We start from the raw sequence: 18083 nt of genomic DNA, 5'->3' as shown, positions 1-18083 counted from the left end.
CGTATCAATATGCTGCCTTGGGTTGCCTATGTAGCCCCGATGGCTACGTTTATGCTGATCACCACCCTGGAAGGGCTATGGCCGGGGGCCTATCCTTGGCTCTATGGGGTAAAGGTGATTGTGGTGTCTATACTGCTGGGCATTTTGGCGCGTCCATGGCAGGATGTTCGACCCGGTGGCAAGGTAACCGTAACTGCGATCGCAGTGGGTCTCATCGTTTTTGCCGAGTGGATTCTGCTCGACCAGTGGATTCCCTATCCCCATCTAGGCGAGCGAGTCGGTTACAATCCCTTCGTCAGTTTAACGGGCTGGGCCTTACCTATCTTTTTGGCCTTTCGCTTCTATGGCTTGGTGGTGATGGTGCCCATTATGGAGGAGATCTTTTGGCGTTCTTTCCTTCTGCGGTACTTGAGCGTACCCGAGTTTCAGAAAATCCCGGTGGGCACCTTTACCTGGGGAGCCTTTGCTATCTCCTGTGTGCTTTTCGGACTCCTCCATAGGGAATGGTTGGTGGCTATTATCTGTGCGGTGATTTATACGCTTTTGCTCAAGGTCACCAAGAGCCTTTATGCCTGCATGATTGCCCATAGCACGACCAATTTGGCGTTAGGAATCTATATCTTGACTTACTCAGCTTGGCAATATTGGTAAATCACCTACTATCCTGGCCTGTCGATGGCATGGTGGACGACCAGCCCCCTGAGTGAATGTTCAAACTAACAGTTCATTATCGACGGACGTTTTAAGAAAAAATAGGCAAGCAGTGACGGACTCTGCACAAGGATGAACTGACTCAGCAGCCGAGCGAATATAGTCTCCTGGACCATACAACATTTCTCCGATCCTCAGTTCTCCTTCCAACATCAAGATTTCTTCTGGACCCCCATGACGATGGGCAGGGTAGGGGAGTCCATCCGCGACCGCTCTGACGAAACAGGTGAGTTCACGTCTATCACGATCCAAGTTCAGCTTTGCCATCTCAAAGCCGGAAGCATTAAAGGGTCGCCATTTCAGACTAGAGAGATTAAAGTTTTTACTGACGGGTACGTCAGGTTCCTCATCTGCTGGAGGTGATGCTCCGGTCGTTTGGCGGAAGACGCGCTCTTTTAAGCCGATGGGCAGGGTTTGCGGTGGAACGACATAGGGAAGGGTTGCGATCGCAGCTTGATACGCGACAATTTCTGCTGTTAATTCTGGGTGAGCTTCCATTTGAGCTTCAACCCACTGGCATTCGCCCTCTGCTAAACTCCCCAGGGCATACAAGGGAGCTAATTCAAAAAAACGATCGGGAATGTGCTCTGGCATCAAGAGATCACAGATTGGCTCCGAATATACTCAGCCAAATCGGCTGTTGCTTGCTCAAACATCTTTGCATAGACCTTGAGAATAAATGGACCTCCCAAACGGAGCCAAAACGAAGGCTCTAAGCTAACTTTATAGGTAAACTGACTTCGATGTTCACCCAAAGGAATGAGTCGATATTCTTCAACCAAAGCCTTTGCTAGAGGGAGGCTCATACCCGTAAAGTAGAATGCCAAACGCTGGTTCTGCTCCCAGACAAAGAAATATTCTTCTGCAGTGACTGAAGTCAGTTTGACAGTGCGTGTAGTGCCCACTCCATAGGGGGGGAGGTCATGCCATTCCACATTGACAATCTCTTTGTACCATTGGGGCCAAGCCTCGGCGTTCTCAAAGATCTCAAACACTTGGGCCGGTGATGCAGCGAGTTCCACCTGATTCACGAATTGAACGGGGGCATTGTCCAGAAACTCTATTCCGACTGGCCGACAGTTGAATTTCATGCCTTATTCCCAATATTGGACGAAGCTGAGTGGCGCGAACGCCGACTGATAAGATATACGCCAGTTTGCCCATATTTGGATCTATGCCAGACTCCTTTTTAACCAATGAAGGCAAGGTGACTGATGGTTGTAGGCATAGGAGTGGATGATGATAGACCTTAGACACGCCTCATCTCTAAGGTGATGAGCTGCGAGCAGAAAATAACAACAGCAACCAGAGCGATTGAATGCTCTGGTTGCTGGGATTAGGCGCTGTTGAATTTTCTGGGTCTCGATTTAATGACCCGCTGTAATCTCAATAAAGTCTTGGACTTCTTCCAGCAATTCTTCTCGATCGAGCTGGCCTTTTTGGTGAATGCTTTGGACTGTATCGCCCAACTCCAGCCGTTCACTAGCCGTCAGGTCTTTCGCTGAAACCACAATTACAGGGATATTTTGCCATTCTGGATTTTGCCGTAGCACCTTGAGGAACTCAAATCCATCCATCTCTGGCATCATTAGATCCAGGAAGATTAAGTCTGGGACGCCATGGGTACCAAGGACTTCAAGGGCTTGTTTGCCATTGCCCGCTGTTTTGTAGGGCCAATCTTCCCGCTCTAGTAGGCGACCTAGCATTTCTTGTGAAGGCAGATCATCTTCAATCACTAACATCCAGTTGCGATCGGCGGTGGTGACATACTTATCCAACAGTTCCAGCAGTCGATCCCGCTGTAAGGGTTTGGTCAGGAAGTCAGTAGCGCCCAAGGAGAAACCGACTTTTTCGGCATCTACCATCGTCATCATAATGACGGGAATATCTGCTACCTTGGCATTGCCCTTGAGATTCTGGAGGACGGACCAGCCGTCTAGCTCTGGCATCAGAACATCCAAAATGATCATGTCCGGCATCAGGTCTTCAGCGAGTTGTAGCCCCTCTACCCCCGAAGACGATGCCACAGCATCATACCCAGCATCCGTTAAAAACCGTTGCATTAAATCTCGGGCATACTCGTCATCGTCAATCACCAGTACTGTGCCACCCGGCTGTCCTTTAGCCGTTGTGGGCAAGGAAATTTTACTAGGTTCGGCGGGGACAGATTGAGCGGGAGCCGATGCTTTCGATTCTGATTCCACTTGGCGAGGAAGATGGATCGTAAACTCGGTGCCGTAGCCGTATTGGCTGGTCACTGAAATATGACCGCCCATCATCTCAATAAACTGCTTGGTGATGGTGAGGCCCAGGCCGGTTCCTCCATATTTACGGGTGGTAGACGCATCTGCTTGGGTAAAGGCTTTGAACACTTTTTCCAGTTGTTCTGGGGTCATGCCAATACCGGTGTCTTTGATGCTAAAGACAACCTCTTCACCTGCATCTTCAGAAACCGTGAGGCTAATGTCACCGGATTCTGTGAACTTACAGGCATTGCTGAGTAAGTTGTACAAACTCTGACGAACTTTGGTTTGGTCCGCGTACAGTGTTCCGATATTCTCCGGACAATGGAGAGAAACGGTGTTGCTTTGCTTTTCAGCAATGGGTTGCAAGGTGGCGGCAATGGTGCGGACCATCGGTGCGATCGCAAAGGACTCTAGATAGAGTTCCATCCGTCCGGCTTCAACCTTGGACAGATCTAGCACCGCGTTAATCAGTTCCAACAGATGCTTCGCCGACCCAGAAATTTTCTGTAAATCGGGGACAAAATCATCTTGCCCCATATCTTCGGCATCCTCTTCCAGCATTTCGCTGTAACCAATAATGGCGTTGAGGGGCGTGCGTAATTCGTGGCTCATATTGGCCAGGAATTCACTCTTACTCTTATTGGCCTCTTCCGCTTTCTCCCGTGCCTCTTCGGCAGCTTCCATGCTGGAGGCGAGCTGCGCGGTACGGGCTTTGACCCGAGTTTCCAGCTCTTGGTTCATTTGTTTCAAGCTGTCTTCAGCTTCCTTACGGATCGTCACATCCTGGAGGAACAAGGATAGACCGTCCACGCTTGGATAGACCCTGATTTCCAACCACATATTGCTAGCGGGATAAAACACCTCAAAGGAGGTCTTTTGCTTCTCTTTCAGGGCTTGTCGATACTCATTCAGATGGTCGGCTCCCAGAATATCTGGAAAGCTCTGCCAGAAATCTTGATTGAGCAACTGTACAGGATCTGCTTGCAGGATCTCGGCAGCTTTCTCGTTGATATAGGTAATTTGCCACTGGGGATTGAGGGCGACAAATGCATCCGTCAAACTGCTGAGAATACCGGATACTCGCTCATTGGAACGGCGTTGTTGCTGAATGACCCAATAGGCACCGCCACTCACCAGAACAAGCAGGCAGCCAAAGCTGAGGAGTCGAAACAGATCTGCAGTTTGGGTCGCACCAACATATTGACTGGTATAAGCCGATTCTAAGGTGCTGATGGCTTGGGCTGTCGGCAGCTTGAGAATATCACGGGTGATGGTATCTACCTGAGGCTTATACTCCAGAATCATCCGAGTATGGGCAACCGCAAGTTGGATACTTTGGGAAGACTTTTTGGCTTCTAGTTGGGCAAGTTGGGATTTAATCTGAGAGACGAGATCTTCATCTGAAGACAGACTGTACAACAAGACGTTATCCAGCAGACTTTCCACCTGCAGTGCATCGCTCCCCGATAGACCAGCAGAGCCCTTGCGAATTTCCTTGACCAGCTCAGGTAAGTAGGTCAAGGAGTTTTTAAGAATTGCATTCTTGGATTTGAAGGACTCAACCAGTTCTTCTTTCTGGGTAAAAATCTGACCGTTATCGTTGAGTTGAGCGGTGATCGCTTGAGAGTTGCCGACAAAATCCGGCATCTGTTTCAGATCCTTCTGCAAGGCCAGTTGTTCTGACATGGCCCGTACCAACGGATCGTAGGAGGTGAGGAGGGCATAGCGGGCCTTGAGCACGTTTTGGTTCACCGTGGCATCTTTATCCAACTGTTGAGCCATTAAGGTCCGATAGTCTTGATGCTGTTGATTATCAACCGATAAACTTTTGGTGACGAGACCGCCAAATAAGAGAAGTGCTCCGGAAGCCCCGAGGAGGCCAAGTAGTTTTTGTTTCTGCATTAGGCGACCTCTTTAATCTCACCGTTGAGGGTATTTAGGAATTTGATCATCAAGTCAACATCCTCTTGGGTGGCGTCGCGGCCGAGTTGATATTTGACCATGATTTTGACGGCTTCATCGAGGGTTTTTGCAGACCCATCATGAAAGTACGGGGCTGTCAAAGCGATATTGCGTAAGCTCGGCACCTTAAACATGTAGCGGTCATCGTCTTTGCCCGTGACGTTGTATCGTCCCAGATCGGCTTTGGTTTCATTGCCACGATCTTTGATGTAGTCGCCAAAGACACCAAATTTTTGGTACATATTGCCCCCTAGCAGCACGCCTTGGTGACAGGCCACACAGCCATACCCTTTGAATCGTCGATAGCCTTCTTTCTCGTCTTTGGTTAAGGCGTCGGCATTGCCTCGGAGAAATTGGTCAAATTTTGAGTTAGGGGTGTAGAGGGAGCGCTCGAAGGTTGCGATCGCATCTTTGATATGGTCGGCGGAAATATCACTCTCATAGAGTTCGTTAAATGCACTCACATATTCAGGTGACTGCTTGAGCTTGCCAATAATTTCTGGCCAACTGGATCCCATTTCGTGGTCCGCATGAACCGGACCCTCAATTTGTTCTTCTAGACTTGAAGCTCGACCATCCCAAAATTGCTTAAAGTGCAAGCTGTTATTAAGAACGGTGGGTGAGTTGATAAAACCTTCATTACCATTAACGCCAATGGAGACGGGGAGGCGATCCGTGCCACCCATGGATAAGTCATGGCAGCTGGCACAAGAAATATCATTGGTCTTAGAGAGTTTGGGATCATGAAATAGCTGTTTGCCCAGAACCACTTTCTCCATATTTAGAGAAACCTGCATCGGAATTGGCTCAATCGGCTCATCTCCAGCTGCGGTAATGGGGGGTCCTAGTTTTGCAATCACAGGTTGCTCCGTCATCCGGGCCAGTTGCAATGACAGTAGCGAGGCAACTGCGAACAAAACAATCAAGACTAGATGGCGTTTTTTAAACAGTCTGTTCACGCCCAAGACCCTCCTGGAGATAGCATTTCTCTGAACGTTGATGCATTTTTTACATAAGAGTTAAAGAAGACTTTCGGGAACCATAGTTCTACTCTGTCTCCAACCCTTAGTTTGCCCAAATACAGGTCTTATTCAACAATATATTTGTAAACAAAAATATCGTGATGATAGAAATTAATGAGAGGCAAGTCAATTGTTTGCAATAAACTTAAAACGATTACCTATTCTGCTATTAACGGGGTTTAGCGTCTATTTTTGGCCGTTTAGGGTCGACATATAAATGTTTTAGGAGTTTAGTTTAACGCGTTGATATGGGCAAACTAATTTTAGTCTGTGTGTACTTATTCCCTATTATTTTTCAAGGGAAACTCCCATCAGCTAGTAAACTATTGTGGATCTCGTTCCCTAAGATTTCAGTATGAACCGCCGAAAAGTTTTGTCATGGTTGACCTTAAGTTGGATTTCAGGAATCGTCTCTGTTGTGATTGGGGCCTGTACGAACCGGACTTCAACCTCTTCAACCCCAGCGCCTAAAGCTGAAGCAGCCCCAGGTGGGTTTATCAAGGTGGGCCAGACTCAAGACTTAGACAAAAATGGCCGTATTCTGCAAACCTTGCAAGGGAACCAAAAAGTTCTAGTGGTGAGAGATCCAAAGAACGCTGATACCCTCCATGCCCTCAATCCAACGTGTACCCATCAGGGTTGCCCCGTAGATTGGAAACAGGACTCTCAAGATATTTTCTGTGCTTGCCATGGTTCCACCTATACACCAGATGGAGCCGTTGCTAAAGGACCTGCCTCTGAACCGCTAGAAAGTTATGACATTAAAGTAGAAGGTGATGCCATTCTGGTGAAGCCTCAAGCCAGTTAATCTAGCCAGCGATTCACACACCTCAGGGATGAGAGAGGCCATCATTACATGCCGAAGATTCTTTTAGTTGAAGATAATGAACTTAACCGCGACATGCTCGGACGTCGCTTGAAGCGCCGAGGATATGATGTTGTGATTGCAGTTGATGGCGGTGAAGGCGTTAAGAAGGCTCTCACCGAGCAACCCGATCTCATCCTTATGGATATGAGCTTGCCCGTCATGAACGGTTGGGAAGCGACGAGAACCCTCAAAGCTGGAGACCAGACCGCCACGATTCCAATTATTGCTCTCACGGCCCATGCAATGGTGGGTGATCGAGAAGAAGCCCTAGCGGCAGGGTGTGATGATTACGACACTAAACCTGTTGATCTCAAGCGGCTGTTGCAAAAAATTGAAACCCTATTACAAAAGACTCAAGAACCATCAGCGCCATCACAACCCTTAGAAGTTGCGGCCAACGCAACGCCAGCCCCTACCGCTGTTGCGACTCCCGATGCCCCCCGTTCTGAGCAGTTGGTCACTGCCACTGCGAGAACATCTCCAGCCGATCCATCTCCAGAAGAGAGTGAGGCGACTTCCCGCGTTGCGGGTACACCTCTGCCATCCGCTCCAACGCCAGCCCCTGAACCAGCGACACCGACATTACTAGTAGTGGATGATGTCGAAGCGAACCGGGATATGTTAGGTCGGCGTCTACAGCGAAAAGGTTATGAAGTTGTCTTAGCAGACAGTGGTGAAGCGGCATTAGAGCGCATTGCTACCACTGACATTACGCTGGTTTTGCTAGATATTATGATGCCCGGCATTGGGGGTATCGAGACTCTGAAACGTATTCGGCAGACCTATTCCCAGGAAGAGCTGCCCGTGATTATGGCAACAGCCAAAGATGCCAGCGAAAATGTGGTCGAAGCCCTAGAACTAGGGGCCAATGATTACATTACGAAACCCATTGATTTGCCCGTTGCCCTGGCACGTATTCAAAGTCATCTCAAAACCCGTGAAGCCTCAGTCGCTGCCCGACAGCAGTTATTAGAATCGACTGTTACAGCGGCTCCTCAACCCTCATTTTGGGATGACCACTTTCGCTTGGTGGAGGTGATTAGCAAGCATGCCTTCGGACAAACGGCCATTGCCCAAGATCTGCAAGAGCCGGACACTCCCCTGCGAATTGTTCATACCTTTCGACTAGACACCAATAATTCAGAGGTTTTGCAGTCGGTTCAAGAGCTGTTTTTAGCTGAGATGACGACTTTGAAACAGCTAGCTCCCCATGTGCAATGTCTTCCGGTGCTCAGCTTTTTACAGGATAGTGAAGTCCTGTATGTGGTGCATGAACATGTTGAAGGGACCCTGCTGAGTAAAGTATTGGCCTCCAAGGCTCCCTTAAATCCCCGCATGACCTGTAAGTTTGCAGATGAAGTCTTAACGATTATTGAAATTCTGCATCAGGCTGATGTGGTCCATAGTCATCCACATCCTGATTGCTTTCTGCAGCCTAATGAGAAAGGTAAAAAACTGGTCTTGATCGACTATGGTGTTGTTCCCCGTATTCTCAGTAAGCTGAGTGTTCAATATCCGCAATATCAAAAACTGCTTCAGGATCAAGGAGATATCGTAGCCCCAGAAATTAGCTACGGTACCTTTAAACCGGAAACGGACCAATACGTGGTAGGCAAAATCTTTTTGCAAGCCTTACAACTATCAGCGCCAGGGAATGATCCAGAATTGGCCGAACTTCATCAGGCGACGACTCAGATTTTCGCCCAGATGTGCCAATTTAATATCCAAGCACGATACCCGACCATGTACGATGCCAACCGGGCTGTCCGCAACCACTGGCACAAACTCTGGAAGGCTGAACTTTCTAAAAAGCTATAGTTTAAAGTAGCCCCGCTAAATGCAGGGGGCCATAACCGCTGATCAGTTCAACCAGTAATGCAATAAAGCCGACCATCGCAAAGCGACCATTCCAGCGCTCTGCTGTGGTGGTCATCCCCCATTCCCAACGCTCTTGAGGATACAGCTTGATCTTTTTCTGGGGGCGAAAAACTTGAGAGAACCTAAGGGAAGGCTTGTCTAGATATTCCAGCACCATTTCACTGAGGGTATCAATAAAGTCTGGATGGGTGTTGACAGCTGGCATCCGACGAAAATTTTCAATGCCAGATTCCAGGGCTAAATGCCGGTATTCCATATCGATTTCTTGGAGAGTCTCGATATGTTCTGAGATAAAGCTAATGGGGACCACCACTAAATCTTTCACCCCTTGCTGACCTAAATGGGCAATCACATTCGTGGTGTAGGGGCGTAACCACTCCATCGGTCCCACTCGGCTTTGATAGGCCAAGATATGGGGATTAGGGCGTTCTAACGCTTCCATAATCAGCTGAGTACTGGTTTCAATCTCTTGCTGATAGGGGTCACCCGATTCAGTGACATAGCTGAGAGGGACACCATGGGCACTAAAAAACACGGTCGTTTGGTCTGGATTCTCAAATTGATCCAGCTCTTGACGCAAAAAGTCAGCCATAACTTGAACATAGCCAGGGCGATTGTGCCAAGAGGAAATAACGGTGTACTTGATTTTTTGTAATGCTGGATCTTCAGACCAGATCTTTTCCAATAACCGGATACTCGAACCACTGGTACTAATAGAAAACTGAGGATACAAGGGCAGGATGACCAGCTCTTCAATGCCATCCTGTTTGATGCGGTTGACGGCTTCTTCTGTAAAAGGGTGCCAGTAACGCATGCCGATATACACCTGGGCGTCACATCCCTTAGCCTGTAAGTCATCTTGGAGCGCGTGGGCTTGGGCTTCTGTGATCCGTCGTAGGGGGGATCCGCCTCCGATTTGCCGATAGTTGTCCCGAGACGTTCGGGCTCGCATGGTTGAAATTAGCCCGGCAAAAGGCTTTTGCATCCAGGCAAATGGCAACCGTAAAATTTCTGGGTCAGCAAACAGGTTATACAAAAAAGGACGTACATCCTTTAGCTGTTCTGGTCCCCCTAGATTCAGTAATAGAACACCGACACGGCCCATAACCTGATGATTGCCTTTGTTAAACTCTGTTACTTATTTTAACAACATTGTCTGGGTAAAGCATTGACAAATGACCAATATTTCTGATAGAGCTATGCAGCTCAGGTACACACTAGTTTAGAAAGACTCCAAGACAATGATCGAACTTCAGAATCGTGACTTGAGATCGCGCTGAGGGTTGCTTAGCCGCCGCCCACAATCGTTACGATTTCTAAGCGATCTCCCATCTGCAAGTGGGTGGTTTCCCAAAACTGTCGATGCAGAATTTCGCCATTGTATTCTACCGCCACGAGGCGAGGATTGAGGTTTAACTGTACCAGAAATTCTGGCAATAACATGCTGGGGGCGCAGGTTTGTCGTTCTCCATTGACCTGAATGTCAATCATTTTTTAACTGAGGAATCCTGAACAAAGGCTAGTCGATACGGTTAAGCCTGTCTCTATAGTAGGTTCAAGATCAAGACTCCAAGGCTAACCTTGAACCGCATAGCTGTACATCAGTGAGGCCAGCTCAATCAACCGTGGCTATTCTAGCTAGAGCTTATAGTGCGATATTTTGGAGCCATCCTATAATACTGCTCTTCACCACATCTAGTGGGGCACTCTCAGACTACTGCAAAGCCCAAACGGGTCTGTGCTAGAACTTGTAGTTTTGTTGGTTAATCCACAGACTAACAGGAACACTATTACCTTGATCGTCTACTTTGATATCGACAACAAATGCTTGTTGCGACTGCACCTTCCGAATCCGATCATTCATCCGCTCTCTTTGATCTTCCGGCATATAGTAAGTCTCTAAGTTGTAGCGGACTTGCCAATTCTCATACTGGCCTTTGAGGAATACTTGGTTATTGGCTAAAGGAATAGAGGTAGTATCACTGACCATAACGGGCTGCCACGGGGTGGGAGGTGTAGTCATTTTCTCAGGAGCTTGCAAAACAACATATAGAGTAGATTTGTCAGTTGCTTCTAGAGATTTAAACACCGCTTCGCCCCCCGGCAGTGCTCTAAGTTGACTAGCCCTGGAAATGTCATAGCTCAGAGTCTGGGAATACCCCCGCAAAAAATCATAAGGATCAACAGGAGCAGTTTGCAAGGTGACGGGCTGGCCCTTTAGGTAAATAAAGGCGCTTTGGAAAGGAATGGCCCCAATTAAAATTGTTTGGAATGCCAAGGGCGCCCATAAACGCCAGGGAGACCAACGACGGGACTGCTGATTTTTTTGATCCTCTGGGATCAAAGAGGGCTGATGAGTCCCGTTAGGAAAGGAAGAAGTCATCGTCTTTACTCCTGAGATGAACTGGGTAGAGAAGGTTGTATGTGCTGAAAACGGCGCTCAAATACTAGTCCTGCCAGGATCACGCCTATTCCGCACAACATAAAGACCACTGACTTCAAGATTAAATCTGTGTTGTATTCCAACATGCGGCTGACTATCCCCAATATCAGCAGCCCCATGCCGCCCCAGAAAGTCCGACGCTTCCCTAAAATCAAGCCGTCATGCAAGAGTGCGATCGCTAATATAAACAGCATTACATTGAATAGTAGTGGGGCAATGAGGTGATGTTGGAGCTGTTCATAGGACATCATCATGCCTGTCAGAACCAAACAGCTAGCAATTAGACCGCTATTAACCCATTTTTGCTGGGGCACTCTAAATCGGAGCAGTGGCCAGCTCAAGCGCAACCACCCCAGGCTCGCTAGTAAAATGTATCCGAGAAGATCCAGGTAATGCCAAGAAGGTTGCCAGACTTGGGCTATTTCTGTGGGGGTCCCAGTAGATTGCCATAGCCCACGAAAAGATAAACTGTACAGCAATGGCCCTAAGCACCAAATTGATAAACTGCGAGCTACCGATTGGAATGGATCAGTGAGTTTAGCAACGCCTGAGCGGTGGTGATGAGGACGCTGTCTAAAGCGCCAGTTGTGGCTATCATAGGTCCATAAAAGAGCAGTGGGCAGAATTATAATGCATGCGATCAGCCAAGCAGGTGCTGAAATATAGTCAAGCCGAACACTGATTCCATACGGCATAGCAACTGCAAAACTAATGGCTGCCAGTGCAAATATTGTTCGAGACTGACATAGATATGCCAAGGGCACAAACATGACACCGAAGATTAATCCCATATGACCATGTAAAGTGTTGATCCAATCTGTCGCCATTGTGCCTCCTAGGAGTGGGGCAAAATTTGACCACAAATAACCGATAGAGATCAACATCCAAGCCAATATACCTAGAGAAATCAATCGGAGACTATAGGCCATCGCTAACACCCCAACCCCCCAGACCCAGTAAAGTTCGTACCCAGGCCGACTTTGATGAAACATTTGTGACATCAACGCGATATTGGCCCCTAAGATAAGTGCTCCTGTGAGTAAAAAGCCTTTGCCTAATTTTTGCCAGCCCCCTTGAACTGGACGACATTGCCAGAAATAAAACCCAGCTGCATTGACGCTGATAAATACACTCATCAAGAGAATGATGCGCAAGAGTCGTGATAAGTGTTGCCAATTAGCAGCCACGAACGTAATAACGCCCAATCCCAAAAGAATGCAGCCAATTCCGATAATAAGGCTAATAAATCGCAGGTTGGCAGCAGGTTCAAGGTCACCAAATCGATATCGTTCCGATAAAGCTTGGTAAAGCGACTCATCGATGAAGCCTTGTATCTGCCATTTTTTGGATTCTTGCTGCAATTGACTGCGAAACTTCTCTGATACCATCAGTACCTCCGCATGGCTATATTTTGTCCTCAGAAAAACTGAGTGACTGCAACCGTGGGTTCACCAAACCGAACAAAAGCCTTAGCTCTTAAATTCTTAACGGGTTGATGCCATCGTCATTGTTTTAGACTCAGCATGCAAAATCTATTAACAACGCCCAAACCAGTAGCTCAATGCCTCTAATCTGCCAGGTGTTCAGATGCAACAACAATGAGCAGTATGAAGGAACCTGTAGGAAAACCTATCAGCAGTAGCGCATAGAACTGAGGTGAAGCAAGCTGAAGTAATTCATAACTGGGCATACGACTGCTCTCCCACAGGGACTTCGATTGCACGACTGCAAGTAAAAAACCTGATATCAAAGGAGTTAAGCCGTGTAGACCCCGTCATTGTCTACGTGGCAAAGCACTACAGAAGTTGGAACAAAAAGGGGACATGAAAAATTGGTCTAATCGGGTGGCGCAAGGGGGGTGGGAAACTGTCGCAGCATTTGTTGAACCCTCTGAGTTGGCGAAGGGGCATTCATAATCGCCCTCACCACAGCCACCCGTTGGGCACCCGCCGCCAACACCTCTCCTAGATTTGCTTCATCAATGCCACCGATCGCATAGTAAGGCATGGGTGCATGTTGATTAGCATAGCGGATATACTCATGACCCACGGCAGCTTTGCCTGCTTTGGTAGGGGTTTCATAGATGGGGCCGACGCCAATATAGTCTGCTTCTTCTTGGATGGCTCTTTCCATTTCTTGTGGATTAGTGGTGGAGCGTCCTACTAGCTTATCGGGGCCTAACATTTGACGGGCCACCGCCATAGTCATGTCCTGCTGTCCTAAATGAACCCCATCGGCATCCACGGCTACAGCAATATCAATTCGATCATTGACGATAAATAGAGCATTGTATTGATGGCATAGCCGACATAAAGTCTGGGCAACGGCCAAGCGCTGATCGTCGTCCGCTTGTTTCTCTCGATATTGAACCAGCTTGAGTCCTCCCTTTAAGGCTGCTTCGACAACGGCGGTCAACTGGTCGCTGGGAGACGTGACTAGATAGAGCGGCGCATCAAGTAATTGCTGCAAGCGATGGCGGGGGTGGAGTTGAGTGTCTAGGGTATACACCTGATATCGCATCTGCTTACAGGCCGCTGCCATCTGGATATCGTAAATCTTGCTGTATTCCTCTAGTACTCGCAGGGCTTCTTGTACCCGGCAAAGATTGGCTTGTACAACTGTTGGCAAGTCAGTGCGGATTGCCTCTTGGGGATGGGTGAGCTGGGTGCCTGGATCATTGGGGGTATCTCGGGCCATCCGTAGGGGAGGATGATGCCATCTGGCCAGTTCCTGACGAAGCTGCTTGCACTGAGCACTCATCTGAGAATCTTCTAGACCAAATCGACACCATTCTTCGATCACCCGCAACCCTTCCCGTGCTCGATCGAGGTTGGCATCCAAGATGCGATAAAGGGTCGAGGTTGCATTCATCATTAGAAAAAGTATTACGAATAAACCTTTTCTATCCTATCAAGTGGTTGAGTTGAAACAAGCACTCAACTAAGACAGAAGAGGGTTGATATTCTTATTTTTTTAAGATTTCTAGCTGATCTGAAAAATGTCCAGGCATTAAGTCAATATTTAGAGCCGACTTGAGTAAATAAAGACTTAAGAGCAAGATGGCAGAGATGAGTAGATTCATCGCCACAATTAGAATAAAAGCGGCGATCATATTGCCTGCTTTAGTGGCTCGAGATGTGGGATAAGAACGCTGGCCTTTGCGGACGTCTTTGCCCACCATTAATACAACGTAAAAGCGTGAGAACAATAAGTCAATGACAAAGCGAATATCTATGAGTTTAGATTTACGTTTTTTGCGAGTGAAATCTTGACTTTCAACCTGATTATGATTGACGCTTAAATGGGCTGTTTTTTGAGTCACTTCATGGGCAATGGCTTGACTAATAAATTGCTTGATTTCCAGTACTTGGGATGTATTTAAATTGGATAAAAGACTGGGATCGATATGTTTGATATAGTCAGGCCCAGAGATCGGCTGTGAAGGAGTATCCGTTGAAGATATGACGGTCTGGTCTTTGGGGGTGGTGTGATTTCGATCTTTGGAAAATGAGGACTGAGGCAACCGAGGTATCTCCTGTAACTAAGTCATATAGAGTAGGGCCATCGATTGGGGAGTAGGCATTGATCCCAGATAGAGTAAACGACCGATGATCAAGCCTGCGCCTGTGAGCATCAGCAGACGATAAAACGTCTTTATTCGAGACCAGCCCAATGGCTGAATTGCTGATCGAGCAAATGCCAGTAGCAGCACAACCCCAATGGCGAATATCCACACCCCTACTAATGAGATTGCCCAAGTTGGCCCTTTCCAGTGCATCAGTAAGGGGGTTGCGGTGGTGTATGCAGCGATCCACACGACAGAAACCACCCATAGCATTGCACCTGCGATCGCACCAGTATCCGCCCAGGCAACATAGGCAATCAGCAGAAAGGTCCATATCCACATCCCTGAGGGAGCGGCATAGGCTGCCAAGATCCACCCCACAGCCATGTAGGCCATCAGTAGACCTAAGAGATAGCCCCAGGAATAAATGGGGTGTGCTAAGCGTTTTCTATTCATAGTGTCAGGATGGACCGTTTGAGGCATAGATTGAACGGGCAGTGAGAGAGTCAGTTCTATTTTGAGGAGAATCTGTAAAAGAATTTTGGTTCGGCTTTATTATCTTTCGAAAATAAAATTAGAATTAGGTCGCATATTTTTTCTGAGGTGATGCTAAGGATCTCAGCAAGGAAATATCGAACTTTGTTGTGTCTAAAAATACATTTTAGACATAGTGAATTATTGATCTGAATCTGAATTTAGGTTTTAGAATCTGAAAGCAAAATAGCTATTTATACTCAGTGATTTTTGCCTTTTAGACTCTGGATAAGACCGAGTTTTGTTAACTTATATTTCGCTTTTAGCTTTGGCTAAAAAATAGGATAAAATTTGGCACCACCGACCATTTTGATTTTGGGTTAAATGGGATTTTGCAGCCGTGTAAATCCACGTTTAGCTCACAGGTTTGGTATGGGATTTCTTCAAAAGTTTAGCCAGTTGTAGCAGCAAATCACTCATATTTTGGGAAGCGGGTAGGCATCATGAAATATCATTTGAGTTGGGTTACGGTAGCGATTTCCAGCCTATTTCTGAGCCTGCTACTCCCGCATTCATCCCAGGCTTATACCTTTGGCCAAGAAGAAGTGGACCAAAGTAAATTTATTGCGATCGCAGTTCCGTTTGCAGAAGGAAAGCAATATAACCTGATTATTCTGGAGCAAATCTCATCAACCCAAGCCTGCTGGGAAGAAAAAGCGGATCAGCCTGGCGGCATCGAGCCTTTGCTCCTCCAGTTTGACTTCACGGGTATCTGTGGACGGAGTACGGACAGCAATGGGTATTCCATCCGCCAAGCAGGCCAGGACTATGCTTTGGACTATCGCCTGTCCGTGGTGAAACAAAACGGTACCCTAGTGCTGATGGGATATCCCTCTCGCAACCCCCAGGCACCGAAGCTGAAAATTGGCCAAACCCAAGCTCTAGCCGATGGATTTTTGAAAATTGACCTTGAACCGGGTTGGCGGTTTGCCAAGCGAAGTTACAACGGTAAAACCCTGGGTCATATTTATTTCACCCGCGATCAAGTCCCAAGTACCGAGCCAAAAGCCATTGCTGAAGCACCCTCTGATGCGGTGCCACCCCTTGATGGGGAGGACGTTCCGCCCACGGCTGATGTAGAGAGCCTTCCGCCCCTAGAGCCACCGCCCCAACAGGCCACTCCCTCTAAAGCTACTCCTCAATCAAAGGGGAAAAAAGAGCTATCCCAGGAACGGGATGAGCTAACGAATCTCATTACCTCTCCCATTGAAATTCCAGTACCTGACCAGACCCAACCTTCCGTGCCTTCGGTTCCCCCGTCCCAGGCCCGCAAAACACCCGGTGCGATCGCACTCCCTCGCCCTGAAACTGATCCAGAGTTACCGGAATTATCAGGAGAAAGCCCACCTCCACCCGTAACCTCTCCGCAATCCAACCGATATCGCCCTGACTCCAAGCGCACAGCCAGTAAACGGCGACAGTTAGTAAAGTTGGCGGCAAAATCACCCTTGCCAACGGGACTCTTTACCCGTCCAATTCCCATTCCAGTGCCTCCGCCTCACCGTACGGCTATTGCTCCCATCCCTAGCGCCTTGCCTAGTTTGCCCGAGCCAGGACCGAGCCTAAATTCTGGAGATATTCTGCTTGTGCCTCAAGAGACTATTCCTTTAGGGCGTTATAGTCCGGCATCAGATATTTATTCCGCCAGTCAAGATACCAGTCGGGACCAACCGTTAACTGCCATGGCAGAGGCTGAAAATCCACCACCACCACCCCTTGATGAGCAATCCAGACTCCGGTACCGAGTGATCGTTAAGGCTGCAAACGCAACCGAATACAAGCGAATCAAAACCTTAGTTCCCGATGCATTTCGTTCCAGGTATCAAGGCCTACCTGTCTTACAAGTGGGTGCTTATGAGCAACAGGTCGAAGCGAAAGAGCGCCTGGATATGTTGAGCCTGGAAGGGATTGAGGGGATTCTTGAGATTCGCTAGATTTGCGACTGATCCAGTGAATTACTGCCAAAGGTGGATTCAATAGCCAAATTGGCAAAATCAAAATGCTGCGGATCGGCAAGTTGGGACAATTCGATATTTTGTAAGCTGCGAAAAATCGTTTCTAGTCGCCCTGGAGCAGACTGTTCCCAAGTTTGCAGCATTTGCTTAACTTGGACTCGCTGCAGGGTGTCCTGAGATCCACACAGTGTGCAGGGAATAATCGGAAACTGACGCAAAATAGCATAGCGCTGGATATCGGCTTCGGGGCAATAGGCGAGGGGGCGAATCACCATGTGCTGGCGATTGTCACTCAGTAGTTTGGGTGGCATTGCCTCTAACTTGCCTGCATGGAAAAGATTGAGAAAGAGGGTTTCGATAATGTCTTCTCGATGATGACCCAGTGCAATTTTGGTTGCCTGTTCTTCTTGAGCCACTCGATATAAAATTCCCCGCCGCAACCGAGAACAAAGGCCACACATGGTTTTACCTTCTGGGATAACCCGCTTGACGGTACTGTAGGTATCTTCTTCAACAATCCGGTAGGGGACTTGTAATTTTTCCAGGTAATTCGGTAAAACCGTTTCGGGGAAATTCGGTTGCTTCTGATCCAAGTTAACGGCTAAAATCTCAAACTCAATGGGGGCAGCCCGCTGCAGGTGCAGCAATATATCCAGCATGGTGTAGGAATCTTTGCCCCCTGACAAGCACACCATAATTCGATCGCCTGCTTCGATCATGTTGTAGTCACGAATGGCTTTACCCACTAGTCCTCTAAGGCGAGCCTGTAGCTTTTTCAGTTGTTTGGAGGGATGGAGTTGAGTGGCGGTCATAAACAGATTGGACAAAAGAGCAATCAATACTGGGGGATATTTAGTTCACTCAGAGGGGGCAAATGCTGAAGGATAGGGGGTTGTATC

General features: G+C 47.9%; 16 protein-coding genes. 4 read left to right on the top strand and 12 right to left on the bottom strand.

Features of this window, described 5'->3' with window-relative positions:
* The first annotated feature begins 9 nt into the window (after window positions 1–9).
* Entirely contained in the window at window positions 10–651 is a 642-nt protein-coding gene (locus ON05_RS29320) for a CAAX prenyl protease-related protein (protein ID WP_010467470.1), read from the top strand.
* A 60-nt stretch (window positions 652–711) separates the two neighbouring features.
* On the opposite strand, the gene ON05_RS29315 is transcribed toward ON05_RS29320, so the two are convergent.
* From ON05_RS29315 to ON05_RS29300, 4 genes are all read right to left on the bottom strand, one after another.
* Window positions 712–1305 carry a cupin domain-containing protein gene (locus tag ON05_RS29315; protein WP_010467473.1) on the bottom strand — a complete coding sequence of 198 codons (594 nt, stop codon included), beginning with the start codon at window positions 1303–1305 and terminating at the stop codon, window positions 712–714.
* Complete coding sequence (locus ON05_RS29310) at window positions 1305–1802, bottom strand: SRPBCC family protein (RefSeq protein WP_010467475.1); 498 nt, start codon at window positions 1800–1802, stop codon at window positions 1305–1307. The genes ON05_RS29315 and ON05_RS29310 overlap by 1 nt, the downstream gene beginning before the upstream one ends.
* A gap of 276 nt (window positions 1803–2078) precedes the next feature.
* Window positions 2079–4859: a DAHL domain-containing protein gene (locus tag ON05_RS29305; protein WP_010467476.1), complete on the bottom strand. Its 2781-nt coding sequence runs from the start codon at window positions 4857–4859 to the stop codon at window positions 2079–2081.
* Complete coding sequence (locus tag ON05_RS29300; RefSeq protein WP_010467478.1) at window positions 4859–5878, bottom strand: cytochrome-c peroxidase; 1020 nt, start codon at window positions 5876–5878, stop codon at window positions 4859–4861. The genes ON05_RS29305 and ON05_RS29300 overlap by 1 nt, the downstream gene beginning before the upstream one ends.
* 418 nt (window positions 5879–6296) lie before the next feature.
* Between ON05_RS29300 and ON05_RS29295 the strand changes: the two genes are divergently transcribed.
* Window positions 6297–6749 (top strand): ubiquinol-cytochrome c reductase iron-sulfur subunit, encoded by a 453-nt coding sequence (locus ON05_RS29295; protein WP_010467480.1) that lies wholly within the window; start codon window positions 6297–6299, stop codon window positions 6747–6749.
* 48 nt (window positions 6750–6797) lie between these two features.
* A complete protein-coding gene (locus ON05_RS29290) occupies window positions 6798–8627 on the top strand; it encodes a response regulator (RefSeq protein ID WP_010467483.1) in 1830 nt (609 codons plus the stop codon).
* Window position 8628: 1 nt separating this feature from the next.
* On the opposite strand, the gene hemH is transcribed toward ON05_RS29290, so the two are convergent.
* From hemH to ON05_RS29255, 7 genes are all read right to left on the bottom strand, one after another.
* Window positions 8629–9792, bottom strand: a complete 1164-nt coding sequence (gene hemH / locus ON05_RS29285; RefSeq protein ID WP_010467485.1) for a ferrochelatase — start codon at window positions 9790–9792, stop codon at window positions 8629–8631.
* Between the two features lie 182 nt (window positions 9793–9974).
* Window positions 9975–10178 (bottom strand): sulfur carrier protein ThiS, encoded by a 204-nt coding sequence (gene thiS / locus ON05_RS29280; protein ID WP_010467487.1) that lies wholly within the window; start codon window positions 10176–10178, stop codon window positions 9975–9977.
* Between the two features lie 250 nt (window positions 10179–10428).
* The gene (locus ON05_RS29275; protein WP_010467489.1) at window positions 10429–11070 is read right to left on the bottom strand and encodes a GDYXXLXY domain-containing protein; all 642 of its coding nucleotides are present in this window, start codon (window positions 11068–11070) and stop codon (window positions 10429–10431) included.
* A gap of 5 nt (window positions 11071–11075) precedes the next feature.
* Complete coding sequence (locus ON05_RS29270; protein ID WP_010467491.1) at window positions 11076–12518, bottom strand: DUF2157 domain-containing protein; 1443 nt, start codon at window positions 12516–12518, stop codon at window positions 11076–11078.
* Window positions 12519–12966: 448 nt separating this feature from the next.
* A complete protein-coding gene (locus ON05_RS29265; protein WP_010467493.1) occupies window positions 12967–14004 on the bottom strand; it encodes a thiamine phosphate synthase in 1038 nt (345 codons plus the stop codon).
* Window positions 14005–14095: 91 nt separating this feature from the next.
* On the bottom strand, window positions 14096–14653 hold the full coding sequence (locus tag ON05_RS29260) for a hypothetical protein (RefSeq protein WP_010467495.1): 558 nt from the start codon (window positions 14651–14653) through the stop codon (window positions 14096–14098).
* An 18-nt stretch (window positions 14654–14671) separates the two neighbouring features.
* On the bottom strand, window positions 14672–15178 hold the full coding sequence (locus tag ON05_RS29255) for a hypothetical protein (RefSeq protein WP_010467497.1): 507 nt from the start codon (window positions 15176–15178) through the stop codon (window positions 14672–14674).
* A 494-nt stretch (window positions 15179–15672) separates the two neighbouring features.
* Here ON05_RS29255 and ON05_RS29250 point away from each other — a divergent pair, with 494 nt between their 5' ends.
* On the top strand, window positions 15673–17163 hold the full coding sequence (locus tag ON05_RS29250) for a DUF3747 domain-containing protein (protein ID WP_010467499.1): 1491 nt from the start codon (window positions 15673–15675) through the stop codon (window positions 17161–17163).
* On the opposite strand, the gene ttcA is transcribed toward ON05_RS29250, so the two are convergent.
* Window positions 17160–17996, bottom strand: a complete 837-nt coding sequence (gene ttcA, locus ON05_RS29245; protein WP_010467501.1) for a tRNA 2-thiocytidine(32) synthetase TtcA — start codon at window positions 17994–17996, stop codon at window positions 17160–17162. The genes ON05_RS29250 and ttcA overlap by 4 nt on opposite strands.
* Window positions 17997–18083 lie beyond the last annotated feature (87 nt).

This window comes from Acaryochloris sp. CCMEE 5410 (assembly GCF_000238775.2).
Taxonomy (GTDB): domain Bacteria; phylum Cyanobacteriota; class Cyanobacteriia; order Thermosynechococcales; family Thermosynechococcaceae; genus Acaryochloris.
This window is presented reverse-complemented; position numbering and strand designations above follow the sequence as displayed.